An 18144-nucleotide genomic window follows, 5' to 3' on the forward strand; every position below is an offset into this window, starting at 1 on the left:
CCGCCCTGCCCGACCGCGAGATCGTCCCCGGCGAACTCCTCGACCTCCCCGGCCGCCGCCTCCGCGCGATCTGGACCCCGGGCCACACCCCCGGTCATGTCTGCCTCCACCTGGAGGAGACCCACCCGGCCCAACTGCCGGGCCAGGGCCGCCTGTTCTCGGGCGACCACCTGCTCCCGGAGATCTCACCGCACATCGGTCTGTACGAGGACCCGGACGACGCGACCGTGACGGATCCCCTGGGCGACTACCTCGACTCCCTCGAACGCATCGACCGCCTGGCCCCCGCGGAGGTCCTCCCGGCCCATCAGTACGCGTTCACCGACGCCTCGTCCCGTGTACGGGAGCTGCTGACCCACCACGAGTCCCGTCTGGCCGACCTGCTGACCCTCCTCTCGCAGCCGCTCACCCCCTGGCAGCTGGCCGAACGCATGGAGTGGAACCGCCCCTGGTCCGACATCCCCTACGGATCGAGGAACATCGCGATCGCCGAGGCGGAGGCCCACCTGCGCCGCCTGGTCAAACTGGGCCGGGCGGAGGCGGTGCCGGGGAGCGAACCGGTGACGTACGTGGCGGTGTAAACCGGTCGTGGTGACAGGGTCATTGCTGATACCCACATCCCCATGGACCCCATCGAGCAACTCCTCGCCGAGCGCGCCTGCGAACGGCTCGTCCTCGACTTCGTCCACCGCCTCGACCTGGGCGAACCGTCCTCCGTCGCCGACCTCTTCACCGAGGACGGCACCTGGGAGTGGCCGGAGGGCGGGCGGCTGATCAAGGGCCGTACGGCACTGCGCGACTACTTCGGCACCCGCCCCGCCGACCGCCTCTCACGCCGCCTGATGGCGAACATCCTGGTCACCGTCACGTCCCCGACCACAGCCGAGGCCACCTCGTACTTCACGACGTACCGCGTCGACGGCCACCAGGGCGGCATGGTCCCCGCCGGGCCCCCGGTCCAGATCGGCACCTACGAGGACACCTTCAGCAAGGCCGCCGGCACCTGGCTCCTGGCCTCCCGGACCCTCCATCTGCCCTTCGGCGGACCGACACCCCGTCAGTGAGCCAGCACCCGGACCAACTCCTCGGCCTCGCCCAGGAGTCGGACCTCCCGCTCGCTCATCGTCGGGTTGGCCGTACGGCGTTCGACCGCCTCCACCAGGCCGGGCTCCGTGAGCGCGGAGTCCCCGCCCTGCTGGGCGAGCAGCGCGCCGAGCACCTCGCGAGCCGGCTCCGCGTGGGGCTCACCGGAGACGGCCGCCTGCGCGAGGATCACCGCGGAGATGCCCCAGTCGAGTCCGGGCGGCCCCTCCTCCGCGTTGGCCCAGTCGATGACCCTGAAGCCGTCCGGCGTGACGATCACGTTCTCGGGGTGGAGGTCGAGGTGCAGAACGCGGACCGCCGGGTCACTGGAGACGCGCGGCGGCAGGGCGTGCAGGTCCCGCAGCAACCTGCCCAGCGCCGCACCGGCCTCCGCGGGTCCGAGCAGCCCGAGCCCGAACGCCCCCAGCATCGTCGGCCCGGCCAGCCGCTCCACGACCATCTCGGTACCGTCGGCCGCCCGCACCTCCGGCACCGGGTAGCCGTACCCGCGCACGTGCTCCATCACGGCCGCCTCGGCCGCCGCGTCCCCGAACCCGTCCCGGTACCGCCGCAGCGCCCACCCCTCGTCGCCCGCGAGTTCGTACACATCCGCCGTACGCCCCGACCCGAGCAGTCTCCCCGTCCGCATGGCCCGAACGTACCGGGGCGCACGGCCGACCCGAAACGTTTCCCTACTGGCCGGTGCAGTGGCTGGGCCGCCATCACACCCGTGCAGGGGGAAGCCGGCGCAAATCCGGCACTGCCCCTTCCCCGAGCTCTCGGCTCCGCTCGAGCAGGGGGGACCCCTGTCGTGGCGCGGCGATCGGCGTGCGTCGCGGGACGTGCGCCGACGACGCGCCGCCTATTCGGTGAATGCGGTGAAGGACAGTGCCTTGTCGAATCGACCGGCGGCGAGGTCATCGTGGCGGATCAGGAAACGCGCGAGGTAGACGTCTTCCGGATCGAACTGGGCAAGCGGCACCCACTCGCGCATCACCCGGAGAGCCTCTTCCTCCAGGCGCAGAGCCCACTCGTCCGGCGGGACAACGAGTTCGCCGGCCTTTTGGCGTGCCTCAAGAATGTCCTCCGCCATCGTGGTCTCCGGCGTGGTGTACATGTTGTCGGTGGCAAGCTCGCCGATGCCCATGGAGTACCCGCCGAGAGAGACGGCGGGACCGTTGCTTTCCGGCCAGAGCTCTCCGACCAGAGCGCGGAGTTCCTTCACATGCGCCAGGTCGAGAGCCAGGTGCTCCTGGTTGCCGGACCGTGAAGGCTCATCGTCGTCCTCGAACCAGCTGGGCAGTTCCGCGTTGACCGTGGCGAAGAGGTCGTACTCCCGGCCGACGAAGTCGAGCTCCATATTGCAGAACATGTCCTCGTCGTGGTCGGGCTCCTCCGCTGTCGCGGTGTCGGCGCCGGCCGGTACGTACACAACCCGCGCGAACTTCTGCTCGTCGGCGACGGAATAGGTGTCGTGGGCCCACTCGTGGTGCAGGAAGAGGAGCAGCGAGCCGTCCGCCGGCAGGGCGAGGCCGTCGACCCTGGGAAGCGCCGCACAGTCGAAGGAGGCGACGAACGGCAGCGGCCCGTGCTCGGAGGACGGCCACTCCATGCCCACCGGCAGCCGGGGTAACCCGCCGCTGCGCCCGACCGGAACGCCGCCTGGGCGCTCGCTTGTCCAGATCGCGAAACGCAGGAACTCGGCGAACCTGCTGACCTCGTCCTCCGGGATACCCCGTTCGATCGCCTCGCGATGGAATTGGCGGTGATAGTCCATGGCCAGGCATGGTACCTACCCGCAGTTGGCACGCACCGCCGGCCAACCGAACCCGCGCCGCACACCTGGGTCGCGCAGGGCCACGCGTGCCTCGTCCGGCAGCGGTACCGGACCAAACGCTGCGTGAACCGTTGTCGGACCCACCTGGCAGGGTGGTGGTATGGAGCAGCAGGAACAGCGCACGTCGCTTCGTCTCGTCGTCGTGGACCCGGACCTCGATGCCCAGTGCGACCGGGTGGAGGGCGACTTGCTCGCGCCCTTGGCGGAGTCCACGCGGGGAGCGCCGGGCCACCACTCCCTGTTCACGGACGGACTCACGGCCTTCCGCCGCATACGGACCGCGCTGGCGGAAGCGGTGTCCCGGGGCCCGCGGGTCCTGACCCCGAACGGACGCTGGGAGCATGAGGGCCTGCGCCTCGTCGACCTCTCCCGCACGGACACGGACCTGCTCTACGCCCTGCTGCGCGAGCTGTCCGGCGCGCTGGTGGCACCCCAGGACGCTCCGGACCCGTCAGGAGTGGTGGCCGCGCTGAACGGAGACGCCGCCCTGGTCGGCACACTGGCGCGCGTGCTCTCCCTGGTGGACCTCGCCCCCGACGACGACACGCGCGCCCTCCTCGGCGCCGTGGAGTCGGCCACCGACGACGAGGACGTCCGCCTGACCTACGCCCAGGAGGACGCCTGGCAGCGCCTGGCCCACCGGGTCACGATGCTCCTGACGGAGTCGGCGCCGCTGCACCGCTTTCTCTACTGACCCGGGCCCGGGTCGCCGGTTCGCCTGAAGACGGCGACGTCGCTGCCGAAGGAGCAGGCGAGGAGGCCGCTTTCGTGGAGGGCCAGGGCGCGGCACGGCCCCGGTAGGTGGAGGACGTCGACAGCGCTGCTGGTCTGGAGGTCCCAGATGCGTACCGTGTGGTCCCCGGAGCCGGTGACGGCGACGGGGCGGCCGTCCAGCTCCGTGCATACCAGAGCGGACATGGGCTCGGTATGGCCTGTCATCGGCTGTCCGACAGGTCGGCCTGTTCGCAGGTCCCACATCCGTAGCACCTTGTTGCCCGAGTTGCCCACGGCCACGGGGCGGTCACCCAGCACCGTGCAGGCGAGGGGGCCCGGCATGCAGCCAGGTACGGGACTGCCCACAGGCCGGCCGGTAGCCAGATCCCAGATCCGCAACTTCCTGTCGCTCGAACCGATGACAGCGACCGGACGACCGTCCAGGACGGTACATGTCGCCTTCGACATCCAATGGGTGTGGCCTTCGAAGGGCGGGTACAGCTCCTCACCGGTTGACAGGTCCCACACGTACACCTCGGAGTCGGAGACACCGACGGCGACCAGGCGATCGTCCAGGGCGGCACACGTCACGTCCACTACGTGGGTGGAGGGCTTGATGGGCGGACGCACGGCCCCACCCGTCTCGATGTCCGACACCCGCACCGTGTTGTCCACATGCCTGGTGACGGCCACCGGACGCCCCTCGAGTGCCACACAGGACACCGCCAGCGCGGCACGGGATTTGCTGATCGGTTCGCCCACAGGCAGACCCGTGGCCAGGTCCCACACCCGCACCATGTTGTCCCCGGCAACGGTGACGAAGGCAGACCGCCCGTTCAACGCTACGAGATCCATGCCGGCGACCGAGTTGGTGTGCCCGGCCCTGGGTCGCCCGACATCCTGTCGAAGGGAAGGATCCCAGACCCGGACCGTGCCGTCGGCCGATCCGCTGACAACTGCCAACTGCCCGGACAACGACGCGCACGCCACGGACTTCACAGCGGTGCTGTGTCCCTTCAGCATCCGCTCCTGTCGGCGGGTTGTCAGATCCCAGATTCCTATCGCGCCGTCGAGGGAGCCGGTGAGCGCGACTCGGCGGCCATTCAGTTGTGCACACACCAGCGACATCGCCTGGCCCTTGTGGCCACGCCACTTGGCCAGGTGCCGGCGTGTCTCCAGATCCCACATGTGCATTTCCCCGTGCCATGTGCAACCGACAGCGACAGGACGGCCGTCCAGCTCCGTACATGCCAGCTCCCTGATCCACATCGCTCCGCCGCCCTCCAGCCGACCCTGAAAACTCCGGGTCGCCAGATCCCACACGTGCAGCTGAAAGTCCCTGGACCGCGTGACGGCGACCGGACGGTCATCGACGACGGCACACGCCAGGAGCCTCCGGACCTTCATGGGCTCGCCCACAAGCTGACCGGTGGTCAGGTCACAGATCCACATGGCCTCGTCCACGGACCTTGCGACGGCAATCGGGCGACCGTCCAGCTCCGTACACGCCAGCTCGCGCACCGGCTTCACGGGGCTGGTCAGGCGCCACCCGAAAGGCTGACGGGTGCCCAGGTCCCAGATCCGCACCGTGCCGTCCTCGGAGCCCGTGACTGCGACCGGGCGGCCATCCAGTTCCGTACACGCCACTGCGGACACTCCGCCGGTGTGGCCTGTCAGCGGTCCTCCGAGGGACTGACCGGTGGTCAGGTCCCAGATCCGTACGGCGCTGTCCCAGGAACCCGAGACGGCGACCGCGCGGCCGTCCAGTTCCGTACACGCCACGGCGCGCACGGCCTTGGTGTGCCCCGCGAAGACGTGGCGCATGTTGCCCGACACCTGCGAACCTGTCGCGGCAACGGGTCTCCACTCCCGGTCGCCCGCCCGGCTGTTGAGCGTCTCGAGAAGGGCCGACGCATTGAAGCGGGCGGCGTTCACCGCCATGACTCGGCGGCGGCTCGGCACATCGAGATCACGATGGACGTTCAGGGACACGAGATAGACCGCCGCGTTCAACCGCGCGGTCTCGCTCTCGGCCTTCAGCAGTTGGAGCGCCAACGTGCCGCAATCCGCGTGCACCAGATACTCGGTGTCCACCAGTAACGTATCGAGCACACCGCCCATCGCCGCATGCGCGGCCAAATGCCGCACCGCATAGGGATGGGCCCGCGCCCAGTCAGGCGTCCCGTCCAGCTGATACGGCACCGCCCGTCGCAGCGCCACCGCAAACGCACGATGCACCCGCCCCGCGTCCTGCCCCTGCCGCAGATACTCCGCCATCGACTCGTGGTACAGCCGGTACACCGACCGTCCGTCCTCCACGGCCTCCACCACGTACGCACCCGCGTCCCGCCGCAGCTGGTGCAGGTCCTGGTTGGTGTACCGGCGCCCGGACACCTCCGACGCGAGCGGCGCCCAGATGTCCTCCCACGGCAGCCCCTGCCCCTCGGCGTACGCCAACGGCCGCAACAGGTCCAGGACCGCCCTCGCCCGCTCGTCACCGAACCGCTGGTGCAGGTCGCGGTGCATCGCGTCGGCGGCGGCGCGCGGCAGCGACCTGCGCCACTCGGGGTCCCCCACATCGGGCAGCGTCGGCGTCGCCGCGAGCGTGCCCGCGGTGATACGCGCGACGAGGAAGGAGTGACCGGCCGCCGCCGAGACCGCCTCGGCCACAGCGAGCCGGTCACGGTAGAAGCAGTCCACGTACGGCGACTCGGGGTGCGCGTCGATCAGATTGCGCACCGTGTAGACCAGCACCGCCTGCGGATCGGCGTACCGGGGCGAGTCCAGGTCGATGTGCTCGGCCCGGTCCATTCCCAGCGGACCGAGAAGATGAGGACGCGTGCCCAGCAGCAACCGCAGATGGGGCCCCGCCAGCTCCATCAGCGGGCGCAGCACCTGGCCGCACAGGGCAGCCGGGGACACCGCCTCGTCCAGACCGTCGATCACCACGACCGACGGCCGCTCCGGCTCCGGCCTCGCGTTCAGGTGGTTGAGCAGGTCCGCCACCACATCCGTCGGCGGCAGTCGCAGCGCCGCCGCGAGCGCCCGTACGACCTGCTGGTCGGTGAGGTTCTGCGCGTACACCGCCGTGCCGATCGCCCTCGGGCGGGGAAGCTGCGCGTCCCTCAGCCCCAGGCTCGCCAGCGGCACCGTCCGCCGGTACTCAGGGTCGCTCACCGCCGTCAGCAGGCCCAGTACGGCCGTCTTGCCCGAGCCCGGGTCGCCGGTGACCACGAGCGCCCGGCGCTCCTCCGGCAGCTCGCCGAGCCAGTCGGTGATGTCCCTCAGCGCTCGGTGCCGTCCCGAGAACCACCACCCCACCCGGTTCTGGTCGCTGTGCCCCATCGCCCGCCGCAGCAACCGCGTCCGGAACTCCACGTCCCGCCGCTGGTCCTGCTCCTCCCACTCCGCCGCCTGCTGCAGGGCCATGTCCGTGTGGGACAGCCGCTTGCTGTGCTTGGCGTTGGGCAGGAAGGGAGGGATCTCGCCGGTCAGGCCGATGATCTCCAGGCCGATGTGCTGGAAGTCGGGGCGCTTGTCGTTGTTGCGCGTGGCGCTGACCACCGCGTCCAGGGCCAGCAGCTCGGGTGTGTAACCGGCCGTGGCCAGGCTGTTCACCGCCTCCGACAGGAGCTCGGGGAACGCTCCGGTCCGGGCCAGTTCGTTCGGCTGCGCGGACGTGACCACCGCAAGTCCCGCGTTCTCCTCCCGCCAGCCGTTCTTCAACTTCGCCATCGCCGCGAGCAGTTCGTTACCGCCCTGCCCGGAGAAGCACGTGTCGAGCATCAGCAGCAGCCGGCGCACCTTCGTCCCGGCCAGGATCTTGCGGGCCAGGTCCCCCGGCAGCATCGCGTCGTACAGGTCGTCCGGCTCGGTGTCCGACGTCAGCAGTACGTACTCGCCGTTGGGCAGCACCTCGCCGTGCCCGGCGACGTACACCGCCACGATGTCGTCCGGACGCCGCTCGGGCGCCCGGCAGAACTCCCTCATCTCCCGGAGCAGTTGGTGCTTCGTCGGGTTCAGCCCCAGGTCGGACACATGCTCGTACCCGAGCCTGTCCGTGAACAGCTCCACCATCCTGCGACGGGCCTCGACCAGCCCGGGCCGGTCCCACTCGGGCGCGTTCGGGTAGTGGCTGACGGCGGTCGCGATCAGAAAGCGCCGAGGACCCTCGGCCGCCACGGCCCCGTCACTCACCCCAAACCCTCCGCCACCGCCTCGCCCGTCTCCTTCGCCGTGAGGTACAGCGTGGCGTCATGCGCGTGCGAGCCGTTGTGTACGACCCTTCCGGCCACCCCCGTACCGAAGAACAGGGACAGGTCCCTCACCGCCGCCACGACGTCACCCTCGTCCACGACGTTCGTCCACGACACGGTCCCCGGCCAGGCGCCCGGCTCGGGCCGCAGCCGGTCGAAGACCATTCTCATCCCCAGCGGCGACCCCATCGTCACCAGCGCCCGCACCTGGTGGTCGGACCGCGCGCACAGCGCCTCGTACGCGACGACCGAGCCGAGCGAGTGCGCGACGACCACCCGCGTGTCCGGCCCGATCGCCTCCTCCACCCGGCCGCGGGCCTCGGCCCGCAGGTCGGCGTCCGTCAGATAGCGACGCACCTGCTTCAGATCGAAGACAAGGCCGCGCAAGGTGACATCGGCGAAGTACCGCGAGTGCTGGAGGACGCGCACGGCCGTCTGCACCGCACGCGGGGAACGCGCCAGCGTGTCCCCTCCCGGCGGCGGAACGGCCGGATCGACCCGCGCGCAGGCCGCCCACCACTCCAGCAGCAACTCGGTTTCGAGGCCCTCCTCCACGTCGTCCGCCGTGAACATGGGGTCCCCGACGGCCAGTGTGGAGCCCGGGGGCCGGAACAGGTCACCGTAGAACGCCATGTGCAGATCACCCGGTGACAGCTTTGAACCGCCCGCCCTGTCCAGTCCGTCGGCGAGCGTCGGCTCCCAGTCCTTCAGCAGCGTGTTGCTTCCCAGCCGCTGCTTGCCCACCCCGTGCACACCGACAATCCGCGCCATAGCCCCGTTCCCCCGAGTCTCGCAGGTCTCCTCACTCTAGAGGGAGGGGCTCCACCGCCACCCCGCATTCGAACCAGACCGCCTTGCCTCCCCCGCCCCTGGCCTCCACACCCCACTTGTCCGCCACCGCCTCGACCAGCAGGAGTCCACGCCCGCCCTCCGCCTCCATGGACAGGTCGCCGGGCATGACGGGCAGTCGGGGAGAACCGTCCGCGACCTCCACACGCACCCCCGCCGCGGCCCGCAGCAACAGCAACTCGCACCGCCGGTCCGGCACATGGCGTACGACGTTGGCGACCAGCTCGGTCACCCCCAGCTCCACGGCGTCGGCCAGCTCCGCCAGGCCCCACTCGCGCAGATGGAACCGAACGATGCGCCGGATGTACCGGGCCGAGTGCTCCTGGACGGTGAGCCGCATGCGGTACTGGGCGGGGCGCGGGGCCGCCAGGATGGGGGGAATGTATCCGTTCACGCCACGATAGTGACCGCTCGCGACTACCGTCGGCTACCGAACGAATACAACAGGTTCCGTTGTGGACCGAGTTGCGCGAAGGGGAACCCCACGTGACCCACATCAACGCCCTGGACCCGGGCGCCTCACCGCTCGACTACTACGGGTACGAGCTGCGCCGATACCGCGAAGCGGCGGGGCTCACCCAGAGACAGCTCGGCGACATCATCAACTACACGGGCTCCCTGGTCGGTCAGATCGAGACGGCCCGGAAGCTGCCGACACCGGCGTTCAGCGAGCGGTCGGACGCGGCGCTGGGGACGGGCGGGTCGCTGACCCGGCTGCTCGAGCTGGTGATGCGCAGTCAGCTTCCGGCCTGGTTCCAGCAGGTGGCGGAGCTGGAGGCGCGGGCGATCCAGATCTGCACCTTCCAGACGCACATGATCCACGGTCTCCTCCAGACCGAGGGGTACGTCCGTGCCGTGCTCGGCGCGCTGGACCAGACCGACCTCGACGACCGGACCGCCGTACGACTCGCCCGTCAGCGCATCTTCGAGAAGGAGGAGCCGCCGGTGCTGTGGGCGATCCTCAGCGAGGCCGCGCTGCACCAGGAGATCGGCGGCCGGGAGGTCATGAGGGGGCAACTCGCCCACCTGTTGTCGTTCGACGGCAATCCACGGATCAACATCCAGGTGCTGCCGTTCTCGGCCGGGGCGCACGCAGGGCTAACAGGCTCATTCACCCTCTTCCGCTTCGCACGGGATCCGGAAATTCTCTACACCGAGGGCTACGGGAGCGGGCATCCCACCGCCAACCCGGACACGGTCAAGGACTGTTCGCTCCGTTACGATCACCTTCAGGCTGCCGCTCTCTCCCTCAAGGACTCGGCGGACCTGATCCGACGCGTGATGGAGGAACGCTATGGAGAGCACCGCGATCCCGACGGGGGCCCGGTGGCGTAAGTCCAGCTACAGCAGCGACCAGGGCGGCGAGTGCGTCGAATGCGCCCCCCTCGGCCCCCTCGCCTGGCGCAAGTCGTCGTACAGCAGCGACCAAGGCGGCAACTGCATCGAGATCGCCGAAACCCCCCGCACCCTCACCTCCGCCCCCACCATCGCCGTACGCGACTCGAAGAACCCGGCGGGGCCGCACCTCACCCTCGGCCCCGCCGCGTTCACGACCTTCGTCACCTGGGCAGCGGCGGACGCCTAGAGCCGCTGGATGATCGTGCCGGTGGCCAGTCCGCCGCCGGCACACATCGTGATCAGCGCGAACTCCTTGTCCGCACGCTCCAGTTCGTGCAGCGCCGTCGTGATGAGCCGCGCCCCGGTCGACCCCACGGGGTGACCCAGCGCGATCGCTCCCCCGTTGACGTTCACCTTGTCCAGGCTCTGCTCGAAGACCTGCGCCCAGCTCAGCACCACGGACGCGAACGCCTCGTTGATCTCCACGATGTCGATGTCCTTCAGGGACATGCCCGCCTTCCCGAGCACGGCGCGCGTCGCGTCGATCGGGCCGTCGAGGTGGAAGTGGGGGTCCGCCCCCACCAGCGCCTGGGCGACGATCCGCGCCCTCGGCTTCAGCTTCAGCGCCCGCGCCATCCGCTTGGACGCCCACATGATCGCGGCGGCCCCGTCGGAGATCTGTGACGAGTTGCCCGCGGTGTGCACCGCGTTCGGCATGATCGGCTTCAGCTTCGCCAGGGCCTCCATGGACGTGTCGCGCAGCCCCTGGTCGTGGTCGACGAGCCGCCACATGCCCTGTCCGGCGTGCTGCTCCTCCTCCGTGGTGGGCACCTGGACGGCGAAGGTCTCCCGTTTGAACCGCTCCTCGGCCCAGGCGGTCGCCGCCCGCTCCTGGGAGGTGAGCCCCAGCGCGTCCACGTCCTGCCTCGTCAGCCCCCGATGCCTCGCGATCCTCTCCGCCGCCTCGAACTGGTTCGGCAGATCGACGTTCCACTCGTCGGGGAACGGCTTGCCCGGGCCGTGCTTGGAGCCGGACCCCAGCGGCACCCGCGACATGGACTCGACCCCGCACGAGATGCCCACGTCGATGACCCCGGCCGCGACCATGTTGGCCACCATGTGGGAGGCCTGCTGCGAGGACCCGCACTGGCAGTCGACGGTCGTCGCCGCGGTCTCGTAGGGGAGGCCCATGGTCAGCCAGGCCGTGCGGGCGGGGTTCATGGACTGTTCGCCGGCGTGGGTCACCGTGCCGCCGACGATCTGCTCGACACAGTCGGCCTGGATGCCGGTGCGGCCCAGGAGTTCACGGTAGGTCTCGCCCAGGAGATAGGCGGGGTGCAGATTGGCCAGCGCGCCTCCGCGCTTGCCGATGGGGGTGCGTACGGCTTCGACGATCACGGGTTCCGCGGCCATGGGAGCTCCTCTCCGAGGGCCTGTCCGGCGGATCAGGCCCCGCTCACCCGCGCGGCGCGGGCGTCCCGGCCACCCGCCACGCAGAACTAGTACGCGTTCTAGTTCCGTATGCAGTGTGCTGACGGGGCGTCCGCTGCCGCAAGGGTCGTGCAGCGGCCGAAGTCGCGATCTGCCGGAATCCCGCGAGCAATTGGGCCCGCCCTACCCCTTGCTACTTGTAGAACCGGTTACTACCTTCACGGCAATTCCCGACTTCTGATGAACCGTCAGAAAGTCGGGCACCGTCAGAAACGGCTTCGAAGACACTGCGCTGCGCGACACCTGGAGTTGCCCATGCCCTGTCCAGCGCTGCCCGAGGGGTTCGACCCCACCGACCCCGACCTGGTGCACCACCGTGTGCCCTTCCCGGAGTTCGCCGAACTGCGCCGCACGGAACCGGTCTGCTGGATCCCGCAGGCGGGGAACGTAGCCGGGTTCGCGGACGAGGGCTACTGGGCCGTCACCCGGCACGAGGACGTCAAGTACGTGTCCACGCATCCCGAGCTGTTCTCCTCGACGCTCAACACGGCGATCATCCGCTTCAACGAGCACATCGAGCGCGACGCGATCGACGCGCAGCGGCTGATCATCCTGAACATGGACCCGCCGGAGCACACACGGGTGCGCCAGATCGTGCAGCGGGGCTTCACGCCGCGGGCGATCCGGGCGCTGGAGGACACGCTGCGGACGCGCGCGCAGTCGATCGTGCGGAACGCGGTGAACAGCCACTCCGGCCCGTTCGACTTCGTCACGCAGATCGCCTGCGAACTCCCTCTCCAGGCCATCGCGGAGCTGATCGGCATCCCGCAGGACGACCGGGCCAAGATCTTCGACTGGTCCAACAAGATGATCGCGTACGACGACCCGGAGTACGCCATCACCGAGGAGGTCGGCCAGGAGTCCGCCACCGAACTCATCGCCTACGCCATGAACATGGCCGCCGACCGCAAGCAGTGCCCGGCCCAGGACATCGTCACCAAGCTGGTGGCGGCGGAGGACGAGGGCAGCCTGGCCTCGGACGAGTTCGGTTTCTTCGTCCTCGCGCTGTCGGTCGCGGGCAACGAGACGACCCGCAACGCCATCAGCCACGGCATGCACGCCTTCCTGACCCACCCCGACCAGTGGGAGCTCTACAAGCGGGAGCGCCCGGAGACCACCGCCGAGGAGATCGTGCGCTGGGGCACCCCGGTCATCTCCTTCCAGCGCACGGCCACCCAGGACACCGAACTGGGCGGACAGCAGATCAGGAAGGGCGACCGCGTCGGCCTCTTCTACTCCTCCGCCAACCACGACCCCGAGGTCTTCGAGAACCCGGACACCTTCGACATCACCCGGGACCCCAACCCCCATCTGGGCTTCGGAGGCGGCGGCCCCCACTTCTGCCTGGGCAAGTCCCTGGCGGTCCTGGAGATCAACCTCATCTTCAACGCGATAGCCGACGCCATGCCCGACCTCAAACCGGCCGGCGACCCGCGCCGCCTGCGCTCCGCGTGGATCAACGGGGTGAAGGAACTCCAGATCACCGCGGACTGACCTCCGGCGAACCGACCCCCACGAACTCGGGCCGACGGCGTTCCCGGCGCCGTCGGCCCGTACCACTGCCCACTGCGTACGTCCCCCTACCTACGGTGAACGTCAGTGCGTGAAGGCGTCCCCGTCGCCCGGCTCGCTCTCCAGGGCCTCGCGGTCGCGCTTCAGCATGACGAGGAAGAACAGTCCGCCCGCGACGAGCAGACCGGCCACGATCACGACGGGAACCAGCGCCTCCCTGGGTGACACCAGCACGAACAGCGCGACGAGCGTCCAGACCAGTGCGCAGACGGCGACCGGCAGCTCGAAGCGCCCGAGGTCGAACGCGCCCTTCTTGCGCGCCAGTCGCCCGCGTACCGCCAGATAGAGGACGATCGTCGAGCCGTAGATGAGCGCGGGCAGGATCGTCGATGCCGTGATCAGCTCCAGCAGTGCGGAGCCCGGCAGCGCGACCATCAGAACGACGCCCAGGACGAGGATCAGGACCGTCGCCGGGATCGGCGTCTGCGTGCGGGGGTTGACCCGGCGCATCAGGCGGTGCGCGGGGAAGCGCGAGTCGCGTGACATCGCGAAGACCAGCCGCGAGCACGCGACCAGTACCACGATCCCGGCGCCGAAGAACGCGAACGTGATCGCGACCAGCAGCACCCTCTCCGTCCCCGGCCCGAGCCGGTCCCGCATGATCGCCGCGACCGGCGATCCGTCGGTGGTGATCCGGGGGATGTCCTCGATCGCGACGGTGAGCGTGATCAGGAACAGGATGCCCAGGAGTCCGGCCGCCATGACCGAGCCCACGATCGCGCGCGGGACGCTGCGGTGGGGGTCCTTGGCCTCCTCGGCCAGGTTCGCCGCGGAGTCGAAGCCGACGAGCGTGGCGAGACCCATGATCATCGCGAGCATCAGCCCGCCGCCGACGGCGAAGTAGTCGGAGGCGCCCGCCGTGACACCGCGCGAGACGAGGTTGCCGGCCGCGCCGTCGCCCGTGACCAGCACGGCGACGACGAGCGCGATCGCCACGACCACGACGAGCGCGAGTTCGAGTCCCACCGCGACCGAGTTGATCACGCTGATGATGCGTGTCGAGGCCACCGCGAGCAGGGTCTGGATGAGCAGGACCACCAGCGTGATCACGCGGGCGGTGCCCTCGTCCGGGTCGATACCAGCGAGCGGCATGAACGCCTGGCTCGCGAGAGCGTTGTCGATCGCCACCACGGCGATCGCCAGATAGCAGAAGGTCAGCCAGCCGAAGCCCCAGCCGATCTTCGGGTTGGCCAGCCGCGAGGCCCACTGGTAGGAGGAACCGCTGAGCGGGATACGGGCCGCGAACTGCGCGACGACCAGCGCCACCAGGGTCTGCCCCACCGCCGCGATCAGCCAGAGCCAGATCCCCACCGGCCCCGCGGTCAGCAGCACCTCGTCGTAGGTCGCGAAGATGCCGACCGCCACCGAGATGAACGCGAACGAGATCGCGAACACCTGGAAGGAGCCGAGCGTCCGTTTCAGCTCCTGCTGGTAGCCCCCGAGCTCGACGGAACCCCCGCCGTCCTGCACGTCCGTCGAAGCCTCCACCACGTCGGCCACCTCACCTTCCGTCAGCGCCTCCGGCTCGGGCCGCCGGGGCAGGGGCCCGACCAGTGTCCCCTTCGCTCCACTTGGTCCATGTTTGCGACACCGTCCTGTGTGGATTCCGATGAATGCCGTCCGGGTCCGACGCGGATTCCGATAAGTACCGGCTGGTAGGGATTTTTGACTCTGGTGACGTCCGGCTCTCTCGAACAGGGTGCACAACGCGCACGGGACCGCGAGCGGTCCACGATCCACCACGAGAGAGAGTCTCCGACATGCCGCTGGACACAACAGCAGCAGCCGGCCGGGCCGGCGGCCCTGGCCACAAACGCCGTTCCCGCTGGCTGAGGGGGAAGTTCCTGGTGTCCTTCCTCGCCGTCGCCACGATCCTGGGCGGCTGGGCCGTGGTGGCCCCGCAGTTCGAGCAGAAGGCCAGCGCCATCGACGATGCCAGGGACATCGTCTGGGACGTCAACGGCGGCCAGTCCGCGTACAACCGCATGATCAATCAGGTACGCCAGCGGGCGACCGGCGGAGCGGTGCTGCGGGACTCGGTCCTGCAGACCAATCCCACCGTGACCGAGAACGGAAAGGAAGTAACGAATGACGACATCTTCGCCGTCGAGGTGTGGCACAGCGGAGTCGCAAGTTCCTCGGACGCGCCGAACGTCCGTCTGATCTTCCGGGCTCGGGACCTGTTCCTCATCGGCTGGCAGGTCACGCCCTCGACTCAGGGCGACGGTGGCGAGATTCTGTGGTTCCAGGGCGACGCACCGAACCCCGGGTACTTCGGCTCGGACCCGCGCGGCAACGAGGCCGTCAACAGGAACCTCAAGTTCAACGGCAGCTACACCGATCTGGAGCGGGTCGGCCGGGCCCGGACAGGCCTCACGCTGAGCGGGCCGGTGATGGAGCAGGCGTTCAGGGACATTCGAGCCTCGACCGTGAGGGCCCGCACGGACATGACGGCCGAAGCCGCGATGATCTTCATCATGACCATCGCGGAGGGCGCGAGGTTCGATCCCCTGCAGCAGGCTTTCGGGCAGGCCTTCGCCCCCAACGGCCAGTACACCGTCACCGGCAACGACGCCGCGCTGATGAACAGCTGGGGGAACGTCTCGGACCAGATGGTCAACAACATGAACGACCGTACGCCCATCAACATCGACATCAGGGACAACGATCCGTCCACGGTCGACTTCGTCGAGACCACCCTGGGGGGAGCGGCCGCCCTCCTCGCCGTCGCCCTCCTGCAGGCCAAGACGTAGTGACGCCGAGAACGGCCCACGGCCGGCCGGCCGAGCCGTGGGCCTCGGCACCCTCCACCGCGCGGGCGCACCGGATCAGCTCCGGGTACGGTCCTTCGCGCGCCCCCGATCGCTGCTGATCTCCGCCGCCTTCGCCACCGTACGGGCGCGCGGACCCTGGAAGAGGTACGTCAGCCCGAAGCCCGCGCCCACCACGGCCGCGCCGCCCACCGCGTCCAGGATCCAGTGGTTGCCGGTCACCACGATCGCGATGACCGTGAAGAAGGGATGCAGCAGGCCGAGCCCCTTCATCCACCACCTGGGCGCCAGTACCGCGATCACCACACCGCACCACAGGGACCAGCCGAAGTGCAGCGAGGGCATCGCCGCGTACTGGTTGGTGAGCGCGGTCAGCGTGCCGTAGTCCGGCTTGGAGAAGTCCTGCACACCGTGGATGGTGTCGATGATCCCCAGGTTCGGCATCAGGCGCGGCGGGGCCAGCGGGTAGAGCCAGAAGCCGAACAGCGCGAGCACGGTGGCGAAGCCGAGCGACGAGCGGGCCCAGCGGTAGTCGCCGGGGCGGCGGGCGTAGAGGACGCCGAGGACCGCCAGCGGGACGACGAAGTGGAACGACGCGTAGTAGAAGTCGAAGTACTCCCGCAGCCAGTCGATCTTCACCACCGCGTGGTTGGCCCAGTGCTCGATGTCCATGAACAGGGCCTTCTCGAGCGACAGGATCTCCTCGCCGTGCTCCTCGGCGGCGCCCCGCTCACCGGTGGCCGCGAGCCGGACCCGCTGGTAGGCGGCGTAGGTGACGCGGATCAGCAGCAGTTCGAGGAGCAGGTTCGGGCGAGTGACGACCCGGCGCAGGAAGGGCAGGAGCGGGACGAGTCTCCTGGGGGCGCCGCCCAGGGCCTCCTGGCTCCGGGGGAGGGCCGGGACCGGCTCGGCGTACTCGGTGGGGATCGGCGTCTGGTAGTACGGCGAGGTACGGGACAGGAACGGGACGACCAGGGCGGCGGCGAGCACGGCCAGCAGGATGACGTTGTCACGCAGGGGGTGCAGCGGAGCCACGTTCGGCAGCATCATCTTCGCCGGCAGCGTCATCACCAGGATGACGGCGACCGGCCACACAGAGCGGCCGGACGCCTTCCGACCCACCCGGCCGACCACCGCGAGCAGCACCCACAGCAGCTGGTGCTGCCAGGTCGTGGGCGACACGGCGATGGCGACACAGCCGGTGATCGCCACCGCGAGCAGCAGCTGCCCGTCGCGCGCGTACCGCACGGCCCGCCGCAGTCCCACCACGGCGACGGCGGCGCCCAGCAGCAGGAACAGCGCGATCTCCAGCGGCCCGGAGAGCCCGAGCCGCAGCAGCGCGCCGTGGAGGGACTGGTTGGCGAGATCGTCCGCCTTGCCGCCCAGGCCGACGCCCGCGAGGTGGTTCACCCAGTAGGTGTACGAGTCGTGCGGCATCGCGGCCCAGGCGAGGCCGGTGCACGCGGCGAACGTGATCCCGGTGGAGACGGCGGCGCGACGGCGCCCGGTGAACCACAGCAGCGGCGTGAACAGCAGCACGGTCGGCTGAAGGGCTGCCGCGACACCGATCAGGACCCCGCTCGTCCGCTCACCCCGGACCGCGAAGCACCCGGCCAGCACCAGCAGGACCGGGATGATGCTGGTCTGGCCCAGGTACAGGGTGTTGCGGACGGGCAGCGACAGCATCAGCAGGCTGACCGCCACCGGCGCGGCGAGCAGGGCCGTACGCCGGGAGACGGGCTGGGGCAGGGCACGGGCGGCGATCAGACCCAGGGCGACGACGAGCAGGAGCGTGCCGAAGGTCCAGCCCCAGCCGAGAGCCTGTTCAGCCGAACGAGTGAGGGGCTTGAGGACGAGACCGCCCAACGGCGTACCCGTGAACTGCGTCGACTCGTACAGCGAGCCCTTCACGTGCAGCACGCCGTTGGGCCCGACCCACGTCTCCAGATCCGTCAGCCGCTCCCCCTTGGGCGTACTCAGCGCGACGGCGATCTGCCGTACGGCCAGGAGTGCGGCCACCAGCCACAGCACGATGCGGAGTGCCCCCAGCCGTGTGGTCACCGCCTCCGTCCCGAAGACATTCCCCGGACTGCCCTGCTCCGCGTTCGCCACGCCCCGTCGGACCTCCCGCCCCGCTCGTCCCGTCCGTCCCTTGTGTCGGTCATGTGCGAACCCTAAGAATTCCCGTGGCGACTCGCACCGCCCCACCAAGGGACGCAGGCAACCCCCGCTT

The 18144-nt window shown here is 69.7% G+C and carries 15 protein-coding genes; 7 read left to right on the forward strand and 8 right to left on the reverse strand.

The window, feature by feature from the left end:
* Both FNH04_RS21700 and FNH04_RS21705 read left to right on the forward strand, forming a co-directional pair.
* A partial coding sequence (locus FNH04_RS21700) for an MBL fold metallo-hydrolase (protein WP_152786750.1) occupies positions 1-581 on the forward strand: 581 nt, incomplete at its 5' end.
* A gap of 42 nt (positions 582-623) precedes the next feature.
* Positions 624-1064 carry a nuclear transport factor 2 family protein gene (locus FNH04_RS21705; protein WP_152786752.1) on the forward strand — a complete coding sequence of 147 codons (441 nt, stop codon included), beginning with the start codon at positions 624-626 and terminating at the stop codon, positions 1062-1064.
* Here the strand turns inward: FNH04_RS21705 and FNH04_RS21710 are convergent.
* Together FNH04_RS21710 and FNH04_RS21715 are read right to left on the reverse strand one after the other, a co-directional pair.
* Positions 1058-1732 (reverse strand): phosphotransferase, encoded by a 675-nt coding sequence (locus tag FNH04_RS21710; RefSeq protein WP_152786754.1) that lies wholly within the window; start codon positions 1730-1732, stop codon positions 1058-1060. The genes FNH04_RS21705 and FNH04_RS21710 overlap by 7 nt on opposite strands.
* 213 nt (positions 1733-1945) lie before the next feature.
* On the reverse strand, positions 1946-2860 hold the full coding sequence (locus FNH04_RS21715; protein ID WP_152786756.1) for a DUF1963 domain-containing protein: 915 nt from the start codon (positions 2858-2860) through the stop codon (positions 1946-1948).
* A gap of 160 nt (positions 2861-3020) precedes the next feature.
* On the opposite strand from FNH04_RS21715, the gene FNH04_RS21720 reads away from it, so the two are divergent.
* Positions 3021-3614 (forward strand): hypothetical protein, encoded by a 594-nt coding sequence (locus tag FNH04_RS21720; RefSeq protein ID WP_152786758.1) that lies wholly within the window; start codon positions 3021-3023, stop codon positions 3612-3614.
* On the opposite strand, the gene FNH04_RS21725 is transcribed toward FNH04_RS21720, so the two are convergent.
* From FNH04_RS21725 to FNH04_RS21735, 3 genes are read right to left on the reverse strand one after another with little or no spacing between them, the layout of a single operon-like run.
* Positions 3608-7831, reverse strand: coding sequence for a caspase family protein (locus tag FNH04_RS21725; protein ID WP_322723485.1), 4224 nt, complete (start codon positions 7829-7831; stop codon positions 3608-3610). The two genes, FNH04_RS21720 and FNH04_RS21725, sit on opposite strands and share 7 nt — an antisense overlap.
* Positions 7828-8661 (reverse strand): hypothetical protein, encoded by an 834-nt coding sequence (locus tag FNH04_RS21730; protein WP_152786761.1) that lies wholly within the window; start codon positions 8659-8661, stop codon positions 7828-7830. Before FNH04_RS21730 ends, FNH04_RS21725 begins: the two co-directional genes overlap by 4 nt.
* 31 nt (positions 8662-8692) lie before the next feature.
* Positions 8693-9133 carry an ATP-binding protein gene (locus tag FNH04_RS21735; RefSeq protein WP_322723487.1) on the reverse strand — a complete coding sequence of 147 codons (441 nt, stop codon included), beginning with the start codon at positions 9131-9133 and terminating at the stop codon, positions 8693-8695.
* Positions 9134-9225: 92 nt separating this feature from the next.
* Here FNH04_RS21735 and FNH04_RS21740 point away from each other — a divergent pair, with 92 nt between their 5' ends.
* Complete coding sequence (locus tag FNH04_RS21740; RefSeq protein WP_322723489.1) at positions 9226-10074, forward strand: helix-turn-helix domain-containing protein; 849 nt, start codon at positions 9226-9228, stop codon at positions 10072-10074.
* Positions 10034-10324 (forward strand): DUF397 domain-containing protein, encoded by a 291-nt coding sequence (locus tag FNH04_RS21745; protein WP_152786763.1) that lies wholly within the window; start codon positions 10034-10036, stop codon positions 10322-10324. Before FNH04_RS21740 ends, FNH04_RS21745 begins: the two co-directional genes overlap by 41 nt.
* On the opposite strand, the gene FNH04_RS21750 is transcribed toward FNH04_RS21745, so the two are convergent.
* A complete protein-coding gene (locus FNH04_RS21750) occupies positions 10321-11490 on the reverse strand; it encodes a steroid 3-ketoacyl-CoA thiolase (protein WP_152786765.1) in 1170 nt (389 codons plus the stop codon). The genes FNH04_RS21745 and FNH04_RS21750 overlap by 4 nt on opposite strands.
* Before the next feature lie 333 nt (positions 11491-11823).
* Between FNH04_RS21750 and FNH04_RS21755 the strand changes: the two genes are divergently transcribed.
* Positions 11824-13062, forward strand: a complete 1239-nt coding sequence (locus tag FNH04_RS21755; RefSeq protein WP_152786767.1) for a cytochrome P450 — start codon at positions 11824-11826, stop codon at positions 13060-13062.
* 102 nt (positions 13063-13164) lie between these two features.
* Here FNH04_RS21755 and FNH04_RS21760 read toward each other — a convergent pair whose 3' ends face one another.
* On the reverse strand, positions 13165-14631 hold the full coding sequence (locus tag FNH04_RS21760) for an APC family permease (RefSeq protein WP_322723490.1): 1467 nt from the start codon (positions 14629-14631) through the stop codon (positions 13165-13167).
* A 269-nt stretch (positions 14632-14900) separates the two neighbouring features.
* Here FNH04_RS21760 and FNH04_RS21765 point away from each other — a divergent pair, with 269 nt between their 5' ends.
* Positions 14901-15893, forward strand: coding sequence for a ribosome-inactivating family protein (locus tag FNH04_RS21765; RefSeq protein ID WP_194236764.1), 993 nt, complete (start codon positions 14901-14903; stop codon positions 15891-15893).
* A 75-nt stretch (positions 15894-15968) separates the two neighbouring features.
* Here the strand turns inward: FNH04_RS21765 and FNH04_RS21770 are convergent, their stop codons facing one another.
* A complete protein-coding gene (locus FNH04_RS21770) occupies positions 15969-18023 on the reverse strand; it encodes a bifunctional glycosyltransferase 87/phosphatase PAP2 family protein (protein WP_322723491.1) in 2055 nt (684 codons plus the stop codon).
* Positions 18024-18144: the final 121 nt, after the last annotated feature.

It is taken from the genome of Streptomyces phyllanthi, from assembly GCF_009377205.1.
GTDB classification, from domain to species: Bacteria; Actinomycetota; Actinomycetes; order Streptomycetales; family Streptomycetaceae; genus Streptomyces; species Streptomyces phyllanthi.